Source organism: Actinomadura formosensis (genome assembly GCF_050948385.1).
GTDB lineage: Bacteria > Actinomycetota > Actinomycetes > Streptosporangiales > Streptosporangiaceae > Spirillospora > Spirillospora formosensis.
In genome coordinates this window covers 416695-434805 of the sequence record NZ_CP192011.1, presented here as the reverse complement: position 1 = coordinate 434805, position 18111 = coordinate 416695, and the positions used below count along the sequence as shown (strand labels likewise).

Annotated in this window: 23 protein-coding genes; 15 read left to right on the top strand and 8 right to left on the bottom strand. The window is 66.0% G+C overall.

Annotated elements, in window-relative coordinates; genetic code table 11:
* Nucleotides 1–6: 6 nt before the first annotated feature.
* The 7 genes from ACQP1N_RS02085 (at nucleotide 7) to ACQP1N_RS02055 (ending at nucleotide 5716) form a co-directional block, all read left to right on the top strand.
* Nucleotides 7–243: a hypothetical protein gene (locus ACQP1N_RS02085; protein WP_433228779.1), complete on the top strand. Its 237-nt coding sequence runs from the start codon at nucleotides 7–9 to the stop codon at nucleotides 241–243.
* Nucleotides 240–776, top strand: a complete 537-nt coding sequence (locus ACQP1N_RS02080; RefSeq protein WP_433232558.1) for a DUF6879 family protein — start codon at nucleotides 240–242, stop codon at nucleotides 774–776. The genes ACQP1N_RS02085 and ACQP1N_RS02080 overlap by 4 nt, the downstream gene beginning before the upstream one ends.
* Nucleotides 745–1635 (top strand): helix-turn-helix domain-containing protein, encoded by an 891-nt coding sequence (locus tag ACQP1N_RS02075; protein ID WP_433232555.1) that lies wholly within the window; start codon nucleotides 745–747, stop codon nucleotides 1633–1635. Before ACQP1N_RS02080 ends, ACQP1N_RS02075 begins: the two co-directional genes overlap by 32 nt.
* 648 nt (nucleotides 1636–2283) lie before the next feature.
* Nucleotides 2284–2955, top strand: a complete 672-nt coding sequence (locus tag ACQP1N_RS02070; protein ID WP_433228777.1) for a dTMP kinase — start codon at nucleotides 2284–2286, stop codon at nucleotides 2953–2955.
* 64 nt (nucleotides 2956–3019) lie between these two features.
* Nucleotides 3020–4012, top strand: a complete 993-nt coding sequence (locus tag ACQP1N_RS02065) for a Gfo/Idh/MocA family protein (RefSeq protein WP_433228776.1) — start codon at nucleotides 3020–3022, stop codon at nucleotides 4010–4012.
* Nucleotides 4009–5262 (top strand): DegT/DnrJ/EryC1/StrS family aminotransferase, encoded by a 1254-nt coding sequence (locus ACQP1N_RS02060; RefSeq protein ID WP_433228774.1) that lies wholly within the window; start codon nucleotides 4009–4011, stop codon nucleotides 5260–5262. The genes ACQP1N_RS02065 and ACQP1N_RS02060 overlap by 4 nt, the downstream gene beginning before the upstream one ends.
* 4 nt (nucleotides 5263–5266) lie before the next feature.
* Entirely contained in the window at nucleotides 5267–5716 is a 450-nt protein-coding gene (locus ACQP1N_RS02055; RefSeq protein WP_433228772.1) for an NUDIX hydrolase, read from the top strand.
* A gap of 356 nt (nucleotides 5717–6072) precedes the next feature.
* Here ACQP1N_RS02055 and ACQP1N_RS02050 read toward each other — a convergent pair whose 3' ends face one another.
* Genes ACQP1N_RS02050 through ACQP1N_RS02040 form a run of 3 tightly spaced genes read right to left on the bottom strand, consistent with a single transcriptional unit; the run spans nucleotide 6073 to nucleotide 7281 of the window.
* Nucleotides 6073–6258, bottom strand: a complete 186-nt coding sequence (locus ACQP1N_RS02050) for a DUF397 domain-containing protein (RefSeq protein ID WP_433228771.1) — start codon at nucleotides 6256–6258, stop codon at nucleotides 6073–6075.
* A 40-nt stretch (nucleotides 6259–6298) separates the two neighbouring features.
* Nucleotides 6299–6484, bottom strand: coding sequence for a DUF397 domain-containing protein (locus ACQP1N_RS02045; protein ID WP_433228769.1), 186 nt, complete (start codon nucleotides 6482–6484; stop codon nucleotides 6299–6301).
* Complete coding sequence (locus tag ACQP1N_RS02040) at nucleotides 6475–7281, bottom strand: helix-turn-helix domain-containing protein (RefSeq protein ID WP_433228768.1); 807 nt, start codon at nucleotides 7279–7281, stop codon at nucleotides 6475–6477. The genes ACQP1N_RS02045 and ACQP1N_RS02040 overlap by 10 nt, the downstream gene beginning before the upstream one ends.
* A 157-nt stretch (nucleotides 7282–7438) precedes the next feature.
* On the opposite strand from ACQP1N_RS02040, the gene ACQP1N_RS02035 reads away from it, so the two are divergent.
* From ACQP1N_RS02035 to ACQP1N_RS02005, 7 genes are all read left to right on the top strand, one after another.
* On the top strand, nucleotides 7439–8818 hold the full coding sequence (locus ACQP1N_RS02035; RefSeq protein ID WP_433225973.1) for an IS701 family transposase: 1380 nt from the start codon (nucleotides 7439–7441) through the stop codon (nucleotides 8816–8818).
* A gap of 207 nt (nucleotides 8819–9025) precedes the next feature.
* Nucleotides 9026–9424 carry an ATP-binding protein gene (locus ACQP1N_RS02030; protein WP_433228766.1) on the top strand — a complete coding sequence of 133 codons (399 nt, stop codon included), beginning with the start codon at nucleotides 9026–9028 and terminating at the stop codon, nucleotides 9422–9424.
* On the top strand, nucleotides 9403–9777 hold the full coding sequence (locus tag ACQP1N_RS02025; RefSeq protein WP_433228765.1) for a hypothetical protein: 375 nt from the start codon (nucleotides 9403–9405) through the stop codon (nucleotides 9775–9777). Before ACQP1N_RS02030 ends, ACQP1N_RS02025 begins: the two co-directional genes overlap by 22 nt.
* Before the next feature lie 18 nt (nucleotides 9778–9795).
* On the top strand, nucleotides 9796–10254 hold the full coding sequence (locus ACQP1N_RS02020; RefSeq protein ID WP_433228763.1) for a hypothetical protein: 459 nt from the start codon (nucleotides 9796–9798) through the stop codon (nucleotides 10252–10254).
* Between the two features lie 290 nt (nucleotides 10255–10544).
* Nucleotides 10545–11357, top strand: a complete 813-nt coding sequence (locus tag ACQP1N_RS02015; protein ID WP_433228761.1) for a methyltransferase domain-containing protein — start codon at nucleotides 10545–10547, stop codon at nucleotides 11355–11357.
* 426 nt (nucleotides 11358–11783) lie between these two features.
* The gene (locus ACQP1N_RS02010; RefSeq protein WP_433228759.1) at nucleotides 11784–12113 is read left to right on the top strand and encodes a hypothetical protein; all 330 of its coding nucleotides are present in this window, start codon (nucleotides 11784–11786) and stop codon (nucleotides 12111–12113) included.
* Nucleotides 12113–12745, top strand: a complete 633-nt coding sequence (locus ACQP1N_RS02005) for a nucleotidyl transferase AbiEii/AbiGii toxin family protein (protein ID WP_433228758.1) — start codon at nucleotides 12113–12115, stop codon at nucleotides 12743–12745. Before ACQP1N_RS02010 ends, ACQP1N_RS02005 begins: the two co-directional genes overlap by 1 nt.
* Nucleotides 12746–12904: 159 nt before the next feature.
* Here ACQP1N_RS02005 and ACQP1N_RS02000 read toward each other — a convergent pair whose 3' ends face one another.
* The 5 genes from ACQP1N_RS02000 to ACQP1N_RS01980 form a co-directional block, all read right to left on the bottom strand.
* Nucleotides 12905–13039 carry a hypothetical protein gene (locus tag ACQP1N_RS02000; RefSeq protein ID WP_433228756.1) on the bottom strand — a complete coding sequence of 45 codons (135 nt, stop codon included), beginning with the start codon at nucleotides 13037–13039 and terminating at the stop codon, nucleotides 12905–12907.
* Complete coding sequence (locus tag ACQP1N_RS01995) at nucleotides 13039–13530, bottom strand: DUF6082 family protein (protein WP_433228755.1); 492 nt, start codon at nucleotides 13528–13530, stop codon at nucleotides 13039–13041. The genes ACQP1N_RS02000 and ACQP1N_RS01995 overlap by 1 nt, the downstream gene beginning before the upstream one ends.
* 12 nt (nucleotides 13531–13542) lie before the next feature.
* Nucleotides 13543–14139: a DUF6879 family protein gene (locus tag ACQP1N_RS01990; RefSeq protein WP_433228753.1), complete on the bottom strand. Its 597-nt coding sequence runs from the start codon at nucleotides 14137–14139 to the stop codon at nucleotides 13543–13545.
* A complete protein-coding gene (locus ACQP1N_RS01985) occupies nucleotides 14136–14375 on the bottom strand; it encodes a hypothetical protein (protein WP_084262874.1) in 240 nt (79 codons plus the stop codon). Before ACQP1N_RS01985 ends, ACQP1N_RS01990 begins: the two co-directional genes overlap by 4 nt.
* Nucleotides 14376–14610: 235 nt before the next feature.
* Nucleotides 14611–16446, bottom strand: coding sequence for an acyl-CoA dehydrogenase (locus tag ACQP1N_RS01980; RefSeq protein ID WP_433228751.1), 1836 nt, complete (start codon nucleotides 16444–16446; stop codon nucleotides 14611–14613).
* A 276-nt stretch (nucleotides 16447–16722) separates the two neighbouring features.
* Between ACQP1N_RS01980 and ACQP1N_RS01975 the strand changes: the two genes are divergently transcribed.
* Complete coding sequence (locus ACQP1N_RS01975) at nucleotides 16723–18078, top strand: UDP-glucose dehydrogenase family protein (RefSeq protein WP_433228749.1); 1356 nt, start codon at nucleotides 16723–16725, stop codon at nucleotides 18076–18078.
* Nucleotides 18079–18111: the final 33 nt, after the last annotated feature.

Below are 18111 nucleotides of genomic sequence, written 5' to 3'. Positions count from 1 at the left end.
GGCGCTATGCGCGCTCGGTTCCTCGGCAAGGATCCAGATTCCCAGGAAGGCCAGTCCCCCACTCTCTTCGCCACCGACCGCACCGACCGGATCACCTACATCGCCCAGGGCTGGAAGGTGACCGATCCCCAGGCGCTCGACGACGTCGGCCCCGTGCCGGAGCACGAGAGCCTGATCGAGATTCCGGAGGACGTGCTCAAGATGTACGCCCGGCGCTACCTTGACGAGGGGGAACAGCGCTGAGTCGGCTGATCCCACCCGGCGCGGAGTTCAGCGAGCTCTTCCGCACCTTCGAGCACACCGCCTTCCGCCTGGAGACTCTCGACGAGTACAAGTCGGCCAACGAGGCGACGGCCCTGCGCCAGTTCGTCGCGGGCGAGCCTGTGGACATGGCCTGGTTCCATAACTGGCTGACCATGATCCGCGATGCCACGGCCGAGGGCAGGCGCTTCACGCGCGTGCGGGTCGTCACCACACCGCTGACCGACTACAGCCGGTTCGGTGTCTTCTGCTCCAAGTACACCAACGAGGCGGGCGAGGAGATCCGCTACCTGGCCCGGAACGACGCGGCCGATCTACCGAACTACGACTACTGGCTGTTCGACTCGCGGAAGCTGGTGAAGATGCACTTCGATGAGTGTGAGAACTTCACCGGCGCCGAGGTCATCGACGATCCTGCGGTGATCGTGCAGCACAACTACTGGCGTGATGCCGCTTGGCACCGCGCCATGCGACGGGACGAATTTGCCACCGAAGAGAACCACCGGAATCACTAGCGTTCACGAAGCACGTGACGCGCTGGGCAAACGGCTCCGCGAGCTGCGACGACAGGCCGATCTGAGCGGCCGGCAGCTCGCGGAGTCCTTGTCATGGCCTCCTTCTAAGGTGTCCAAGCTGGAGAACGGTCGGCAGACGCCCACGGACGACGACATCCGCGGTTGGACGCGAGCAACCGGGAGTGAGCGGGAGGCGGAAGCGCTTCTCGCCTCACTGCACACGCTCGAAATCCAACACGCCGAGTGGCAGCGTCAGCTGAGGACGGGCCTCCGACCGCATCAACAGGAGATCGCCGAGCTGGACGCCAGGACGCGACTCTTCCGCGCCTTCGAGCCGACCTTCGTCCCCGGCCTGCTTCAGACGGCCGAGTACGCCCGATACCGCTTCGCCCAGAGCATCACCGTGTTCAAGGTTCGCAACGACATCGACGAGGCAGTGGCCGCACGGGTGAAGCGGCAGGAGATTCTGTACCGGCCGGACAAGCGCTTCCACTTCGTCCTGACCGAGGCAGCCCTGCGCTACCGGCTCTGCCCACCCGAGGTGATGCTCGGGCAACTGGATCGCCTGATCTCCCTTTCCGCACTGCCCAACGTGAGACTCGGCATTATCGGATTCGAGACGGCATATGCGGTGGCACCCGCGCATGGCTTCTGGTTGCTCAACGACGACCGCGTGATGGTCGAAACCTTCTCAGCCGAACTGAACCTCGCCCAACCGCAGGAGATCGAGCTTTACGGGCACGTCTTCGAACAGCTCGCAGCCGTCGCCGGTCACGGCCGAGCAGCGCGGACGATCATCCACCGCGTCATCGAGGATCTCGCTCCAGAGACCGAAACGGACGACGCGGGTAGCTCCTGATTTCCCACAGAAGCCACACAGCGGAATCTTTCTAGAAATATAAAGAAACTTTCTAGCAAAGTTGATTGCTCCTCTCTACTGTCGACACTAAGTGCGAACCACGCCCGCCCCGACCACCGACAAGGGAGGGGGAATGACAGAGTGGCGGCACATCGAGGCTCCTGCGCGACCGGGAATTGTGGAAGATCACCAATCGTACGGGGGCCTCGATGCGTTCAGTCCACGGCCACGCCGACCGTCACACCCTCGTGACTGCACCGGCATAAGCCGAGATCGACTTTGAAACCGCCCTGGCCCGCTGGACGACGTGGATGGCCTCACATGGCCAAATTTCGGTGGACCCGCCAAATGATTCATGTGACACAGTGACCGCCCAGTCTCGGTGGCAGACTATGTTTTCGCCTTTGCAGTCACCCCTATATTTGTTCTGTTGGTTCGACCGGCGTTCGAGTAGCCGGCGTTCGAGTAGAACGTACGGCTGTTGACGGCGAGCAGTACTGGCTTATCTTCCTGTTCAGATCATTACGTGCTCAACATGATGCTCTGACGGATGGCGATCGAGTCTCGCCATCCGACGGCCTTGGGTAATTCTGGGTTGAAAAGAAGTTCCGAGCAGCCGGGGATTGGTGGAAGGCAGGGCGTGTCAAGGTGCTAATCGCCTTCGAGGGGCAGGACGGCGCGGGGAAGAGCGCGCTGTTGTCTGCCGTTCATGACGAGTTGCGCAGGGCTGACATTGACGTGCTGGCCGTGGAGGAGTTTTCGGACAGCCCGTACGGTCGGCGTTTGGTAGACGCGGTCGCCCGTGACAAGTTCTTGCGGCCGGTCCGTGACGAACCCGCGACATTGCTGACACGTGCCCTGGATGAGGTCGCGGATCTTTACTACCTGGATGAGCGCGTGATCGGTCCGGCGCTTTCGCGCGGGCGAGTGGTACTCAAGGACCGACACCAGGACACGATCTTCTACACGCTCGTCCCGACGCTGGTGGCCGGTGGGGCGGTGCCGGACGAGGAGCAGGCATTGGGGTGGCTGTGCGGCTTGCTGAGCCGGCTCCGGCATCTTCCTGATCTGACCGTCTATGTTGAGGCGGCCCTGCCGGTCAGGCTGGAGCGGATCGCTCGCCGGGGCCGGCGTCTGCACGAACACCGCGGCAATGAGGCGGACGAGGACGACCTGGCGGTGTTCGCGGCGCGGGACCGGGTGATCCAGCGCCTTCTGGCCGACCAGGACAGCGAGTGTTTGCTGGTGAACAACGGCGACCGACGGATCGAGGAAGGAGCGCGGGAAGTCATTGAGGTGGTGCGGAGGCGGCTTTCCTGATATCGGGGCGGGCCATGAGATCAAACCGTCGCCGCACCGGGTCATTACTCGACGGGAGCACCGGATGAAACTTCGTGCGGGCGTGGTCGGGCTGGGCAAACAGGCACTGGAGGATCACATTCCCGGCCTGCACGTCTCGGACAGCGCCGACCTTGTCGCCGTGTGTGACGAGAACCCCGAGATTGTGCGCGAGCAGCAGTACCGGCACCGAGTACATGGCTATACCGATTTTCGCGAGATGTTCAAGGCCGAAGAGCTGGATCTGGTGGTGGTCTGCGTACCTCACCATGTTGGCCGCGAGGTGATCGAGACGGCCGCCGAGCACAAGGTGCACGTCCTCAAGGAGAAACCGTTCGCCACCACCCTGGAGGAAGCGCGTGATCTGGCGGAGATCTGCGATCGGACCGGTATTCAGCTTATGGTGACGTTACAGCGCCGGTTCAACCCGATCTACACCAGCTTCATCCAACTAGCCGACCAGATCGGTGTGCCGTTTGTGGTGGACGCGCAGTACACGCTGCACGTCCAGGACCCCTCGAACGGCTGGCGCGGCCGCAGCGCTCAGGCCGGTGGCGGCTGCATCATCGATATGGGCTACCACCTCATCGACATGGTTCTGTGGTATTTCGGTCTGCCGGACCGGGTGCTTGCGGAGGTATCGGCCAGTGCCCGACCGGATCGGGAGTACGACGCCGAGGACACCGCGCTCGTCCATTTCGCCTACGACAGCGGTCTGTATGGGTCGCTGCTGCTGTCTCGGTTCATCGGACCGAAGACCGAGCAGATCCGCCTCGTCGGCTCCAAGGGCATCGTGCATCTGGAACGCGGCAAGATCCGGCGGCTCAGCAACGATGGTGAGGTCATCGAGTCGCTGGCGCGCGAACAGGCATGGCCATCGGCCGCGGCCTGTCAGATCGACTACTTCCGCCGTGTGATCGACGGCCAGCGCTCGAACGTCAGCGGTCCCAAGGAAAACCTCTCGCACATGAGCGTCATCGCCGCCTGTTATGAATCCGCCCGATCGCACTCCCACATCAACCCCAAGGAGCTGCTGTGACCTCCCCCTTGGCCCTCCTCGGGGGGACGCCGGCCGTCACCGCGCCCGGCCCCCACTTCGCCTGGCCTCCGCTGAGTGAGCAGACGACCAAGGCGGTCATCGACCAACTTGCCACAGGCGTCTCCATCTACGACCGCTCAGGCATCATCGAGGAACTCGAAGACGCGCTCGCGGACTATCACGGAGTGCGCTACGCGCTGCTCACCAGCTCCGGTACGGCTGCGCTGTACTCGATGTATGCCGCCTGCCAGATCAGTCCAGGCGACGAGGTCATCGTGCCCGCCTACACCTTCTTCGCCACGGTCACGCCGCTGCTGCACCTTGGCGCGATCCCCGTGCTGGCCGACTGCGACGAAAGCGGCAACCTCGAAGCCCGAGACGTGGCCCAACGCATCACCGACCGCACCACCGCCATTGTCGTCACGCACATGTGGGGCACCCCAGCCGACATCAGGGCGCTGCGGACCGTGGCCGACGAACATGGGGTGATGCTGCTGGAGGATGGATCACACGCCCACGGCGCGAGCGTCGGCGGTAAGAAGACAGGCACCTTTGGCCGAGCGTCGGCCTTCAGCATGAACGGCCCCAAGCCGTTGTCGGCTGGAGAGGGCGGCTTCCTCCTTACCAGCGACCAGGAGGTCTACTACCGAGCGCTGTTGCATGGCCAGTACAACAAGCGCTGTCGCAACGAGATCCCGCCCCAGCACCCTCTCCACCGCTACGCGGTGACCGGCATGGGCCTCAAACACCGCATCCACCCACTTGCGGCGCGGATCGCCCTCGACCAGCTCGCCCACCTGGGCGAGTATCTGGAGGGACGAGCACGGTTCGCAGCCCTGATGATCGAGCAACTCGCGGATCTACCAGGCGTCCATACCCCCGAGCAGATGCCCGGCATCCGCTCGTCCTGGTACGGCCTGATCCTCCGGTACCGGGCCGGCGAACTGGGCGGCCTGCCCATCGAACGGTTCTACAAGGCGCTCCAAGCGGAAGGGTGCCGCGAACTCGACCGGCCTGGCTCCACGTGTCCGCTCAACCTGCTGCCACTCCTTCAACACCCAGAACCACTGTTCCCTGAACTGGAGGGCAGTTTCAACTACAAACCAGGTGACTTCCCGCATGCTGAAGCCTTCCACCACAATACGCTCAAGCTCCCGGTCTGGCATCGAGAAGAGGACAGAGCGCTTCTCGGTCAATACCTCGAAGCCTTCCAGAAGGCAACAACGCGCTATCGCGACATGCTAGAATAGAAAAATGGTAGATGATTCACTTATTGAACGACTGACCGACAAAGCCGGGCGTGACGGCGTCCAGCAACTCGTTGTCGGAGCAGTGATTCAACACGACGACAATATTCTGCTGCTCAAGCGCCCCGAAGATGACTTCATGGGCGGCATTTTCGAACTGCCCAGCGGCAAGGTCGAGGCCGGGGAATCGCTCGATGCCGCACTGAATCGTGAAGTCAAAGAAGAGACCGGCCTCGACCTGTCCCGCATCACCGGCTACCTCGGATCCTTCGATTACACCAGCGGCAGCGGCAAGAAGAGCCGCCAGTTCAACTTCACCGTCGAGGTGACCGTCCCCGAGCCCATCACACTCTCGGAGCACGACGCCTACCAGTGGACCCCGCTGACCGAAGAACCGCCGGTGACCGAAGCGGTGAAAGAAGTACTCACCAAGCACCGTGAGCTGAATACCGCGTAACCGCCCCAATGCTCACTTTCCAGCGGTCGTCGCAACACCCCAGAGCCATTTCAAGATCGCCTGTCTGAGGTGATCGTCACTGGGTGCCCGGATTGGGCTCCGTTACGGAGCATGGTGCTGAAACGAGGATGACTTTCTGTCCGTGATCATGGGAGTTCTCACTCTTCCAGCATCAAGACAAGAAGGTTGCCTATGCCAGGTTCGCGCGCTCGGGCTGAGGGTCATCATTGCTGGAGATACCGGCGGACATCACCGATCGGTGGGACCCGCGCGGTGTCCGGCATTCGCTGGTGGCGGTGCTGGGGGGCGCGGTGATGGTGGCCGCAGGCCCATGCGAGCTGTCCCACTGATCACGTTCAGAGGCTCTTGAGCGCCTGAGCGAAGCGGCCGAAGTCGCGGCGACTCACCACGAGCATCGGGCCGTCGGGGTCCTTGCTGTCACGGAACGCCACGATCCTCGATGCTCCGGCAACCTCGACGCAGTTGTCGCCCTCTGCCGTGCTGCGGGTGCCCTTGCGCCACTCAACCTCGTTGATATTCATATCGCCTGACTACTCTCGGATCAAACCCATCATTAAGGAACTAGAGATTCTTGACGACTCTTGCGAAGCTTCGAAAATCGTTGTGGCTCACGACTACTTTGGGACCGTCAGGGTCCTTGCTGTCTCGGATGGCAATAAATTTTGCACTGGATGCTATTTCAACACATGCGTCCCCGTCGTCATGACTACGAAATGCTTTGCGCCACACAACTTCACTTAGGTCCATCTTTCTTCAATCACCTTTCGGATAAAGGTTCGCGAGTCTTCCGTGTTGAGCGCCTGAGCACTCAATGTGTGCATTACCTTGCTCATCTTCGCTAGTTCCGACGGATCTCGCGTGACCTCACCACCGGTCGCCTTCACTACGTAGGCGACTTCACTACGGTCCGACTGCGTCGCGATGTGGAATGATGCCCGCACGCCGCGATGGTAGGCGGTTCTAACAATCTGCAAGAAGATTCCTTCCCGCAGAGCTATCTCAATTAGGTACTCAAGCTGCTCGCGCATGACCTCCTTGGAGCCGACCTGGCGGTACAGAACGCTCTCCTCCATCACCACGCTGATCATGGGGGGAGGTTTCCTGAACAGGAGTTCCTGACGCCTCATCCGGGTAGCTACCGCATCATCGTCGACCAGTAGGACACGAGCATACGCCTCCGTCTGAAACAGCCCATAGACGAGATAGTGCTCATACACCCGCAGCTGGTCAGCCGACGCCTCCGCCTTCGGGAAGGCCACGAAGTGGGTCGGGTACCTGACCTGCTTGATCTGCTCCAGAAGGTCGTCCCAAGCCTGGACGACCTCGCCTCCGGCGTCGAGCACGTTGTCCACGCGCTCGGCGAAGTCCCTGCGGCACTTCGTCCGGCCACACTCCACATGGCTGATGTAGGACCGTGCAACGTTGACGAGATCCGCCAGTTGACCCTGCTTCAAGCTGGCCGCCTCACGGCACCGCTTGACCACAGTCCCGAAGCCGACCAGCTCGGGGTCGATCTTTGGCCGGGCGCCACCAGATGCGGACATGGCTGCTCTCCTTACAGATGCTAGTAGCGCGCTAATATACGGCAGCTGTAGATCGTGAATTTGGGGATGTCGCTGCTGGTCAGCGGGGCAGCTTGAGATGATCACGATCGGGTGGAGTCCCGGACATGCGGGACGGCCGCCGTGATCTTTGCTTTGTGTGACGAAAACCAAAACCCCGACGACCGTCGGGGGCACGATAGCGCATGCCGAACAGCAGCGGCGGGCCCGGTTTCTGGACGCGGTGATGACCCGGATCGCGGGGTGTTTCCGCAGGTGTGAGCCGCGACGGCTGGCCCGGGAGTTCGTGCTGGGCCTGCTGATGGAGCTGGAGGACCACAACTGCTGGACCTTGGGCGAGGCGCTCGGGCACACAGGCCCGCACCGGCTGCAGCACCTGCTGTCGAGGGCGAAATGGGACGAGCGGCAGGTCCTGGACGAGGTCGCGGCCTGGGCCGTTGAACACTTGACCGGCGGCGACGGTGGCGCCGACGGTGACCAGGACGCGGTGTTCATCGTGGACGAGACCGGCGACGCCAAATCCTCCACCGATTGTGTCGGGGCGGCGCGCCAGTATTCGGGGAGCCTGGGCGGGGTCGCGTTGTGCCAGGTGACGGTGAATCTCACCTACGCCACCGGCCATGGCCACACCATCATCGACCGCCGCCTGTACCTGCCCAGAGACTGGGCGGCCGATGAGGAACGCCGCGAGCTGGCCGGTGTCCCCGAACAGGTCGAGTTCGCCACCAAACCGCAGTTGGCCGCCGCGATGCTCGCCCGCGCCCGCGGCCGCGGGATAGGCGCCGGGTTCGTGGCCGGGGACGAGGTCTACGGCGGCCGAGACCTGCGCACCTGCGTCCGGAGCCTGGGCATGGGCTATGTGATGGCCGTCAAGCACGACCACACCGTGGCCCTCGGCCCGCACACCACCACCGCCCGCAGGGCCGTCCGGCTGATCAGTGACGGCGGGTGGCAGCGCATGCGCACCGGCACCGGGACCAAAGGCGTCCGCTCCTACGACTGGGCCATGCTCGCCATCACACCCGACGACACCCCCGACAGCCACCAGGCCGGTGACCAGGCCGGATGCACGGTCCTGCTGGTGCGCCGGCACCGCTACACCCGCAAACTGTCCTACTACCGCTGCTACAGCCCGACCCCGGTGCCGCTGGCCCGGCTGGTGGCCATCGCCACCGTCCGCTGGAAGATCGAAGAAGACCACCAGCTCGCCAAACAGGCCTGCGGCCTGGACAAAGGCCAGACCACCCGCTGGGTCTCCTGGCACCGCTGGACCTGCCTGGCCCTGCTCGCCTACACCTACCTCGCCGTCACCACCGCCACCGAACGCCACCCCGGCGACCCCGAATTGATCCCCATCACCGTCCCCGAACTGCTACGGCTCATCCGGGGGACCGTCGTACCCCCGCCCCGCACCGACCCCCAGCACCGACACGCATGGTCACTATGGCGCCGACGCCACCAGCAACGAGCCCGAGCCTGCCACCACGCCTGGCACACCTACGCCGAAACCACCCCATGATCACAGCAGGTCAGAGCCGAAATTACAGCTGCCGTATAATAGCTGCTAATCGAATGTGGCTACTACACGACTCTCCTGAGATTTTACGGCGCGACCTGGCTGAATAGTGGTCGTTCGATTACACAGGGTGATAGCGGCGGGTTCTTCCGGTTTGGTGGGTTGGCCCCGTTCGAGATCAGCCTCCGTCCAGGCTGGAGGGGTTCACCGATGCCAGCGGTCATGCTCGCGCCCGAGGCGGCGCCGCTCGTCCTCGATCCGTCTGACGAGGCGCCCGCGAAAGCGCGCCGCTACCTCACCGACCGGTTCCGCGAACTCGGGCACGCCGACGACTTCGTCGGCCGGCTCGTGGTCACCGAGCTGGTTACCAACAGCTACAAGCACGTCGGGGTCGGGCACATCATCGTCCGCGTCTTCCCGGACGTGCGCGAACCGCTCACCGTCATCGAGGTCTGGGACGAGAGCACCGCCCTCCCCGTCGTGCAGGACGAGGACGGCGACGCCGAGAGCGGGCGCGGTCTGCTGCTGGTGGCGCAGCTCGTCCACGACTGGGGTGTCCGGCCGCTCAACGAGGAAGGGAAGATCACATGGGCTCGCTGCGCCCGCTGAACGTCCGGGCGGGCCGTCACCTGCTGCGGTGGCGGACCCGGCTGGGGCGCACCACGGCGATCCGGAACCTCGACCTGCTCGCCGTCGCCGTCCAGGCCAAGAGCTACCGCTGCGTCAAGCTCTACCAGGCCGACGAGTTCCCCACCCGTCCGCCGGTGCTCTGGGTGCTCGCGTTCGGCCCCGCCGACTACGTCCGCGTCGCGGTGAACGTCCAGGCCGTGCCCGGCGGCTGGGCCTACTACGACGCCGGGCGCGGACGCCACGGCTACCTCTGCCCCTGCGGCGACACCAAGCAGGCCGCCGACCAGGTGGACGCCCTCCTCAAACACCGCATGTTCCCCTCCACCTGGTAGCGCAACGGAGGCATCCCGATGACCCACAGACCCGAGGCGTGGCACGACCGACCGGCGCTTGCCCGCTCAGCGCCCGCGCCACCGCTGTCCACGCGTCCGGTCGGACGGCTGGAGCTGGATCTCGACATCGACCAGGCTCTCGACGACCTTCAACGTGCCTTCCCGGGGCTCTGCATCTGGCACGGCGAGTTCAGCGGTTCGCTCTGGGCACTCCTTCCGGACCGGCTGGTCGAAGCCAGGACGGCCGCCGACCTGGCCCGCCGGCTCCGCGCCGCGCTGCCCCGCCCGCATCCCCAGGCGAGGCCCGAGCCGCATGTGCGCCGCCCTCGGCCCTCCACCCTCCGCGCGGACGGCACCTCGACGTCCGCGAAATCCGCCACCCGGCGACCGGCGCAACACAGCGGGCGTGTCCGGCGCGTCGTCCACTGGTTCCTGACCGCCTGCCTCCACCCGACGCCCGCGGCTCCACTCCCGTGACCGCCAATCCGCGAAATGCCCGGGCGCCGTGATTTCCAGGATGGCCGGGTTTGATCGGCGTTGCCGCAGAGGCAGACCCGAACGAGTTATTCCAGCCCGAGCCCAACGAGCCCCGAACAGGGCCAGCACTCCGTAAGGTCGAAAAGATCGTCCGAAAGGATCAGCCTCATGGGTAAACACGAGAATCCGTCGAACTGCGGCATGTGCGGCGGAAGCGGAAAGATCACCGTGAACAACGACAGCAAGGAGGAGGACGTCAAATGCCCCGGCTGCCACGGTTCGGGGAAGGCATGAGCATTGACGCCGCATTCGAGGCCGTACCGCGCGAAGCGTTCGTCCCCGACCTGGTTTGGGTCCGTCGTGACGACGGCTGGGCCGTCCCGCTGCGTCGTCAGGACGACCCGGACCGCTGGCGCGCCCTGGTGCACTCCGACGATGCCATCACGACGCAGATAGATGACGGAGCGGCTGACAAAGGCGTGTGGCCCACAAGCTCGTGCTCGGCCCCGCACGTTGTGCGGCGAATGCTGGAACTCCTGGACCTTCAGCCCGGTCACCGGGTCATGGAGATCGGCACGGGCACGGGCTGGAACGCCGCGCTGATGGCAGAAATCGTCGGGCCGCAGAACGTGACCACGATCGAGATCGACCCGGTGGTGGCCGAGCAGGCGAGGGCGAGCCTGGCCGGGGTCGGCTGCCCGGTCCAGGTCATCACCGGAGACGGTGAGGCCGGAAGTCCGGCGGGCGGCCCGTTCGACCGGGTGATCGCCACGGCCGCCACGGCGGAGCTGCCGTATGCCTGGGTGCGGCAGACGCGGCCGGGCGGGCTCCTACTGGTTCCGTGGGCTCCGACGTTCCACCCCGACGGCCCGATCGGCCGTCTCACCGTCCGGGACGGAGGGCGTGCAGAAGGCCACTTCGTCGCCCCGTCCTGGTTCATGCCGCTACGCGGCCAACGGATCCCCCAACCCGACCGGAACGCCTGCAAGGAGAGGTGGGCCGACGCCGGTAGACCTGCCATCGACCGGTTCGGGATCACCGTGACGTCCCGGGGACAAACGATCTGGCTCGACTCCCCGGACCACCCGATCGCCCCGACCTGAACGTACCGGCCCCCGCCGTCGCAACGGCGGGGGCCGGTACGCGGCCGATCAGGAGGGGATCAGAACGCTTCTTCGGGCAGGTCCATCACGTCCAGGTGGTGGCCTCGGTGACGGCCCGCCCGCATCCCCACGCCAGGCCCGAGCCGTATGTGCGCCGCCCCCGGCCCTCCACCCGCCGCGCAGACGGCACCTGGACGGCCGCGAAGGCCACCACCCGGCGACCGGCGCAACACGGCGGGCGTGTCCGGCGCGTCGTCCGCCGGATCCTGACCACCTACCTCCGCCTGACGCCCGCGGCTCCACTCCTGTGACCGCCAACCCGATCGGGCGCCCTGGCTTTCGAGGGTGGTGGGGTTTGATCAACGTTGCCGCACAGGCGGACGTGGACGAAGTCCTCTGGGCGGTCGATCGGGCACACTGGTGTGCATGAAAGGGCACAGCGGAGAGCCGTTCAGTTATGCCGAGACCAGGCCGTACGAGGTGGCCGGCTCGCTGGGTGAACTCCGGGGGCCGGAGCATGGTGTGGTGGTGCTTCCCCTAGAGCTGGCCTGGGGCGGGCGGACTGAGTTCGATCTTGATGACGACTACGACCGGGCGGCGGTCTACAAGATTGTGCTGGAGGAGGGCGGGGCGGAGCATCAGCGGCGGCTGATCAACGGTCGGCTGCTGGTGGAGCACTGGGATGAGATCCTTCCGGCTCGTCCGGTCCGGGCTCTGTGGGAGCGGCGCTTTTCCCAGTTGCGGCATGCCGCCTGATGGATCGGTTCCAACAACGGCTGACCCGCATCGCGCTGGAGGTCGTCGGTGACCGGGGTTTCGTGCTGGGCGGTGGGCATGCCGTTCAGATGCACGGCATGGGCGCGCGTCCCTCAGAGGACATCGACCTGTTCTCTTCTCGGAGAGGAAGCCCGGAGCAGGTGGCCGACGACGTCATCGCCGGCTACGGGCAGCAGGGTCTGCGAGTCGAGGTGGCCCGGCGCACCCCCGACCTCGTGCAGATGACGGTCGCCGATTCCGATGGCCATGCCTGCAAGGTCGATCTTGGGGTGTTCTGGCGGGCTCACGCTCCGGTGATCCTGGAGATCGGCCCCGTACTGCACCCCGACGATGCCGTGGCCGGCAAGATGGACGCCTTGTTCAACCGTTGGGCGCCGCGCGATTTCCTGGACATCGACGCGATCTTGACCAGCGGACGTTACGACCACGACCGCCTCCTGGCCGTGGCTGCCGAGCACAATCCCGGCTTTGACACTGCGCTATTCGCAGAGTCGCTCTCCTACCTGCACCGCATCCCCAACCGGGACTTCACCGCCTACGGCGTGCCCAGCGCGGAGATCGGGGCAATGAGAGACCGATTCGCCGCCTGGGAGCAGTTGCTTTCGCCATAGACAACGGGGCCGACGCCGGTAGTCCTGCCATCGACCGGTTCGGGATCACCGTGACGTCCCAGGGACAAACGATCTGGCTCGACTCCCCCGACAACCCGATCGACCCGGCCTGAACGGACGGGCCCCCGCCAGAACCCTCGCGGGGGCCTGACGCGCCGTCTATGGCGCGATGGTGTCGGTGTACGCCGCGTCCACTTCGGCCGTGAAGGTGTCCTCGGCGCCGTCACCGTCGGTGATGGAGACACGAGACGGGCGGCTGCGGGCCCAGAAGACCCGCATGTCCGGGCTGGTCATCAGGAACCGCAGGGCATTGCGGAGTCTGGGAGCTCGATGGTACGGGTCTCATAGGCGACCTTCTGGAGGTTCAGGATCAGATTGCAGTAGTGGTCCTTGCGGGTCGTCTGCTCGCCGGGTGCGGGGGCTGGCCAGACCGAGCGGAGTTCGCTGTCCTCGATGGCCATTTTGATCAGGTCGGTGTGCAGCTCGCGCATCGCGAGTTCACTGCTTCGCGCCTGCTCCTCCTGAGCAATTCTCAGCTCTTCACGCTGGTTGCGCAGCTCGCGGCCCTGCATCAGGAGCGCGGCGGTGATGCCCAGGAACGCGGCACCGGAGAAGAAGACCGCGACCGGGCTGACCGCCTGACCGATGTCCGACCAGCGCGCCAGCTCGTCGTCGTCCAGACGGAGCAGGAGAAGAACCGGGACGAGGACGCAGAAGACCACGGCGAGGAGTCCCGCCGTGATCGCGAGACCCATGGGGAGGGCGCGCCGCACTCTGCCTTTCATGGCATCGCCGGGTCAGGCGCGGTAGGCGTCCGGAACTCCTTGCAGCGGTCGCAGCCTTTCACCGCGGGTCCGCACATCGCCGGCGATGTCCGCGAGAGCGTCCAGCGTCTTTGGACGCCGGACGAGCCAGCCGCCGACCTGGTAGCCGATGGGGCCGGGACCGTAGTCGTGGACGAGGGCGCTGTGCGAGTCGAACAGCAGGAAATCGAAGTAGCTCTCCACCGGAGCCGGTGGCGCGAAGAATTCGATGTGCTCGCCCAGCCCGCACCGCACCTCATAGTTGATCATCTCGTAGCGCAGGTAGTCGGTGAGCGGGTAGGACAGCAGCCGCACCCGGGTGAACTCCAGGTTCCGCGACCTGACCTCGTCGCGAAGGGGCTGGTCTCCCATCGCCTCTTCGCTCAGGAGGCGGCGGGCCCGCACGGCGTCGCCCGCCTGGAACGCCTCCTGCGATCGGACGCCGTCGGCCTCGCGGTAGGACTGCCAGCACTCCAGCTTGAGGAAGCGCCGTTCGGTACGTGCCCAGGCTCGGCCGAACGCCTCCAGGAAGCCGTCCAGGGTGAGCCGCTCGCTGCCGTCCAGTACCCACTCAGGCGGTTGATGCATCATTCGTCCGGGATGTCTTTCTTCGCGGCGATGAGAGTGGCGCGCGTGATGCGAACGATCCGTTCATCTGGGGCGCATCGGGCGTCTTTCATCGGATTCGGCCCGAGCTCGTCGGTGATGTCGACGCCAATGACCGCGAATGCACCATCACTGAGTGTGAGAATATCAGGAGAACCGGTCGTCGAGGTCGTATCACCGCGCTCGGCGGGTGCTTTGCCGAGGCGACCGATCACCTTCATGGGGATCCTCCCGGATAGAAGCCGTCGTCAGCCCTACCCGGGCCACATCACGGACAAACGGCAGACGCACGCTTCCGGCCTCTTCGGGTCAATACGGTCCGCAAGGTGCAGTGATCATCTATTTCCGGGCGACACTGCGGTCGAGAATCGTTCTGTCCGAAGCGCGGGCTCGCCGACACAATGGTACGAGAACAGGCCCCCGCCGAAATCGGGCGGGGGCCTGTCGCAGTCGAACTCAGAACGATTCTTCGGGCAGGTCCATTACGTCGAGGGTGGTGGCCTCGGTGATGGCGCGGTCGGACGTCAGGCGCGGCAGGACGGTCTGGCAGAAGAACTGCGCGGCCGCGACCTTGCCGTTGTAGAACGCCTTGTCGGGGTCGGACACGTCCCCGCCGCCGAGCGCGGTCAGCGCGACGTCGGCCTGGCGGAGCAGCAGCCAGCCGACGATGAGGTCACCGAGGGCGAGCAGCAGCCGGGACGTGTTGAGCCCGACCCTGTACAGCTCCTTCGGGTTCTCCATCGAGCCGAGCGCCCACCCGATCATCGGGGTGAGGATGCCCTGCACGTCGTCCAGGGCCCGGCCGAGCAGCTCCCGCTCGTTCTTCAGCCGGCCGTTGCCCGCCTCGGACTCGGCGAACGCCCTGATCTCGCCGGCGAGCACCTTCAGCGCCTCGCCGTTGTCCCGCAGGATCTTGCGGAAGAACAGGTCCTGGCCCTGGATCGCGGTGGTGCCCTCGTACAGGGTGTCGATCTTGGAGTCGCGGATGTACTGCTCGATCGGGTAGTCCTGCAGGAAGCCGGAGCCGCCGAGGGTCTGCAGCGACTCGGCGCCGAGCAGCGCGTACGCCCGCTCGGAGCCGAAGCCCTTGACGATCGGCAGCAGCAGGTCGTTGACCTTCTCGGCCTGCTCGTCCTTGCGGCCCTCGTGCTCGGCGACCTGCACGGCGTCCTGGTAGGTCGCGGTGAGCATCACGAGCGCCCGCATCCCCTCGGCGTACGCCTTCTGCGTCATGAGGCTGCGCCGGACGTCCGGGTGGTGGGTGATCGTAACGCGCGGGGCGGACTTGTCCGTCATCTGCGTCATGTCGGCGCCCTGCACGCGCTCCTTCGCGTACTCCAGCGCGTTGAGGTAGCCGGTCGACAGCGTCGCGATGGCCTTGGTGCCGACCATCATCCGGGCGTACTCGATGACGAGGAACATCTGCCGGATGCCCTGGTGGACGTCCCCGACCAGGTAGCCGATGGCGGGGTGCTTCTCGCCGAGGGTCAGCTCGCAGGTCGTGGAGACCTTGAGGCCCATCTTCTTCTCGACGTTGGTCACGTAGGCGCCGTTGCGCTCGCCCAGCTCGCCGGTCTCCAGGTCGACCAGGTACTTCGGGACGAGGAACATCGACAGGCCCTTGGTGCCGGGGCCGGCGCCCTCGGGACGGGCCAGCACCAGGTGGAAGATGTTCTCGGCCATGTCGTGCTCGGCCGAGGTGATGAAGCGCTTGACGCCCTCGATGTGCCAGGTGCCGTCCGGCTGCTGGACGGCCTTGGCGCGGCCGGCGCCGACGTCGGAGCCCGCGTCCGGCTCGGTCAGCACCATCGTGGCGCCCCACTGCCGCTCAAGGGCCAGTTCGGCGAACCGCTTCTGCTCGGGCGTGCCGATGTACCACAGGATCTGGGCGAAACCGGGGCCGGAGGCGAACATGTAGACGGCCGGGTTGGCGCCCAGCACCTGCTCGGCGACGGCCCAGGTGAGGGAGCGCGGGGCGCCGCTGCCGCCGAACTCGGGTGCGAGGTCGAGGCGGTACCACTCGGCGTCCATCCACGCCTTGAACGACTTCTTGAAGCTCTCCGGCATCGTGACGGTGCCGGTGGCGGGGTCGAACGCGGGCGGGTTGCGGTCGGCGTCCTCGAAGGACTCGGCGATCGGCCCCTCGGCCAGCCGGTTCACCTCGTCGAGGACGCTGCGCACGGTGTCCTCGTCCAGTTCCGCGTACGGGCCGCTGCCGAGGAGGTCCTGGCGCCTGAACACCTCGAAGAGGTTGAACTCCAGGTCCCGGAGGTTGCTCTTGTAGTGCCCCATTCGAGACTCCGTTTAGCTCCGGCGGTGCCGGCGGCCCCGCTGCATACTGGTCAGTAACTCAACATCATGCTACCCGCTAGTAACCAGTGGCAACCCCGCACAGCACCCGGTTTCAGGGCATAGGCCACATCGAACCACGCCCCGATGCCGGACATGACACAACTCACAAGCTCGCGGGCGCCTCCCTGACCCCGCCCCAGCCCCTTCCGCGGCCCACCGGACCGTGGTGGGAAGATCGGGCGGGGGCTGAACACCGTGAGACACGAGGAGGTGCGCATGAACCAGGAGGAGGCCGAGGCCCCGAGACTGACCGTCATCGGGACCGGCTACCTCGGCGCCACGCACGCCATCTGCATGGCCGTGCTCGGCTACGAGGTCCTCGGAGTGGACGTCGACCGACACAAGATCGACCGGTTGGCGTCCGGCGAGGTCCCTATCTTCGAGCCCGGACTACCCGAACTGCTCACCAAAGCGCTCGACTCCGGCCGGCTCCGCTTCACCACCTCGTTCGAGGAGGCCGGCGCGTTCGGAGACGTCCACTTCCTGTGCGTGGGCACACCCCAGCAGGCCGGGTCCGACGCCGCCGACCTGACCTACCTGGAGGCCGCCGCCCGCTCCCTCGCCCCGCACCTGCGCCGCCGCGCCCTCGTCGTCGGCAAGTCCACGGTGCCCGTGGGGACGGCCGCGCGCCTCACCGAACTCGTCCAGGCGCTGGCGCCCGCGGGCGACGCGGTCGAGCTGGCCTGGAACCCCGAGTTCCTCCGCGAGGGCTTCGCCGTCGACGACACCATGCGCCCGGACCGGCTCGTGTTCGGCGTCGCGTCCGACTGGGCGGACGAGCGGCTGCGGGCGGCGTTCAAACCCGTCCTCGACATCGGCACCCCCGTCATCCGGACGGATCTCGCCACCGCCGAGCTGGTCAAGGTCGCCGCCAACTCCTTCCTCGCCACCAAGATCTCCTACATCAACGCGATGGCGGAGGTCTGCGAGGCGGTCGGCGCCGACGTCAAGGACCTCGCCGACTCGCTCGCGCTCGACGACCGGATCGGCGGCAAGTTCCTCAAACCGGGCCTCGGCTTCGGCGGCGGGTGCCTGCCCAAGGACATCCGGGCGTTCGCGCACCGGGCCGAGGAGATCGGCGTCGGCCAGGCCGTGTCGTTCCTGCGCCAGGTGGACGACATCAACCGGCGCCGCCGGGCCCGCACCGTCGACCTCGTCCGGGAACTGCTCGGCGGCGACTTCGCCGGCCGGCGCATCGCCGCCTGGGGCGCGGCGTTCAAGCCCAACTCCGACGACATCCGGGACGCGCCCGCGCTGGACGTGGCGCGCACCATGCACGGCCTCGGCGGGGACGTCCGCGTCTACGACCCCGCCGCGCTCGGCAACGCCCGCCGCACGTTCCCCGAACTGCGGTACGGCGACAGCGCGTTCGACGTCGCCCGGGACGCCGACGTCGTCGTCCTGCTGACCGAATGGTCGGACTTCCGGGAGGTCGACCCGGAGGCGCTGGCCCGGGTCGTCCGGCACCCCCGGATCGTGGACGGGCGCCACGCCCTCGACGCCATCCAATGGCGTGAAGCGGGCTGGGAGTACCGCGCCCTGGGCCGCTCCTACGCCCCGAGCCGCTCCTAACGCGCGGCAGGCGGCCACTCATGGCCACCAAAC

Excerpts from the sequence above, each read along its gene's own strand:
- ACQP1N_RS02085 (WP_433228779.1), top strand. The coding sequence starts at position 7 with ATGCGCGCTCGGTTCCTCGGCAAGGATCCAGATTCCCAGGAAGGCCAG.
- ACQP1N_RS02015 (WP_433228761.1), top strand. The coding sequence starts at position 10,545 with ATGAGCATTGACGCCGCATTCGAGGCCGTACCGCGCGAAGCGTTCGTC.
- ACQP1N_RS02040 (WP_433228768.1), bottom strand. The coding sequence starts at position 7,281 with ATGTCCGCATCTGGTGGCGCCCGGCCAAAGATCGACCCCGAGCTGGTC.
- ACQP1N_RS02055 (WP_433228772.1), top strand. The coding sequence starts at position 5,267 with ATGGTAGATGATTCACTTATTGAACGACTGACCGACAAAGCCGGGCGT.
- ACQP1N_RS01995 (WP_433228755.1), bottom strand. The coding sequence starts at position 13,530 with ATGAAAGGCAGAGTGCGGCGCGCCCTCCCCATGGGTCTCGCGATCACG.
- ACQP1N_RS02000 (WP_433228756.1), bottom strand. The coding sequence starts at position 13,039 with ATGACCAGCCCGGACATGCGGGTCTTCTGGGCCCGCAGCCGCCCGTCT.
- ACQP1N_RS02050 (WP_433228771.1), bottom strand. The coding sequence starts at position 6,258 with ATGAATATCAACGAGGTTGAGTGGCGCAAGGGCACCCGCAGCACGGCA.
- ACQP1N_RS02005 (WP_433228758.1), top strand. The coding sequence starts at position 12,113 with ATGGATCGGTTCCAACAACGGCTGACCCGCATCGCGCTGGAGGTCGTC.
- ACQP1N_RS02030 (WP_433228766.1), top strand. The coding sequence starts at position 9,026 with ATGCCAGCGGTCATGCTCGCGCCCGAGGCGGCGCCGCTCGTCCTCGAT.
- ACQP1N_RS01990 (WP_433228753.1), bottom strand. The coding sequence starts at position 14,139 with ATGATGCATCAACCGCCTGAGTGGGTACTGGACGGCAGCGAGCGGCTC.
- ACQP1N_RS02025 (WP_433228765.1), top strand. The coding sequence starts at position 9,403 with ATGGGCTCGCTGCGCCCGCTGAACGTCCGGGCGGGCCGTCACCTGCTG.
- ACQP1N_RS01975 (WP_433228749.1), top strand. The coding sequence starts at position 16,723 with ATGAACCAGGAGGAGGCCGAGGCCCCGAGACTGACCGTCATCGGGACC.
- ACQP1N_RS02010 (WP_433228759.1), top strand. The coding sequence starts at position 11,784 with ATGAAAGGGCACAGCGGAGAGCCGTTCAGTTATGCCGAGACCAGGCCG.
- ACQP1N_RS02020 (WP_433228763.1), top strand. The coding sequence starts at position 9,796 with ATGACCCACAGACCCGAGGCGTGGCACGACCGACCGGCGCTTGCCCGC.
- ACQP1N_RS02045 (WP_433228769.1), bottom strand. The coding sequence starts at position 6,484 with ATGGACCTAAGTGAAGTTGTGTGGCGCAAAGCATTTCGTAGTCATGAC.
- ACQP1N_RS01980 (WP_433228751.1), bottom strand. The coding sequence starts at position 16,446 with ATGGGGCACTACAAGAGCAACCTCCGGGACCTGGAGTTCAACCTCTTC.
- ACQP1N_RS02065 (WP_433228776.1), top strand. The coding sequence starts at position 3,020 with ATGAAACTTCGTGCGGGCGTGGTCGGGCTGGGCAAACAGGCACTGGAG.
- ACQP1N_RS01985 (WP_084262874.1), bottom strand. The coding sequence starts at position 14,375 with ATGAAGGTGATCGGTCGCCTCGGCAAAGCACCCGCCGAGCGCGGTGAT.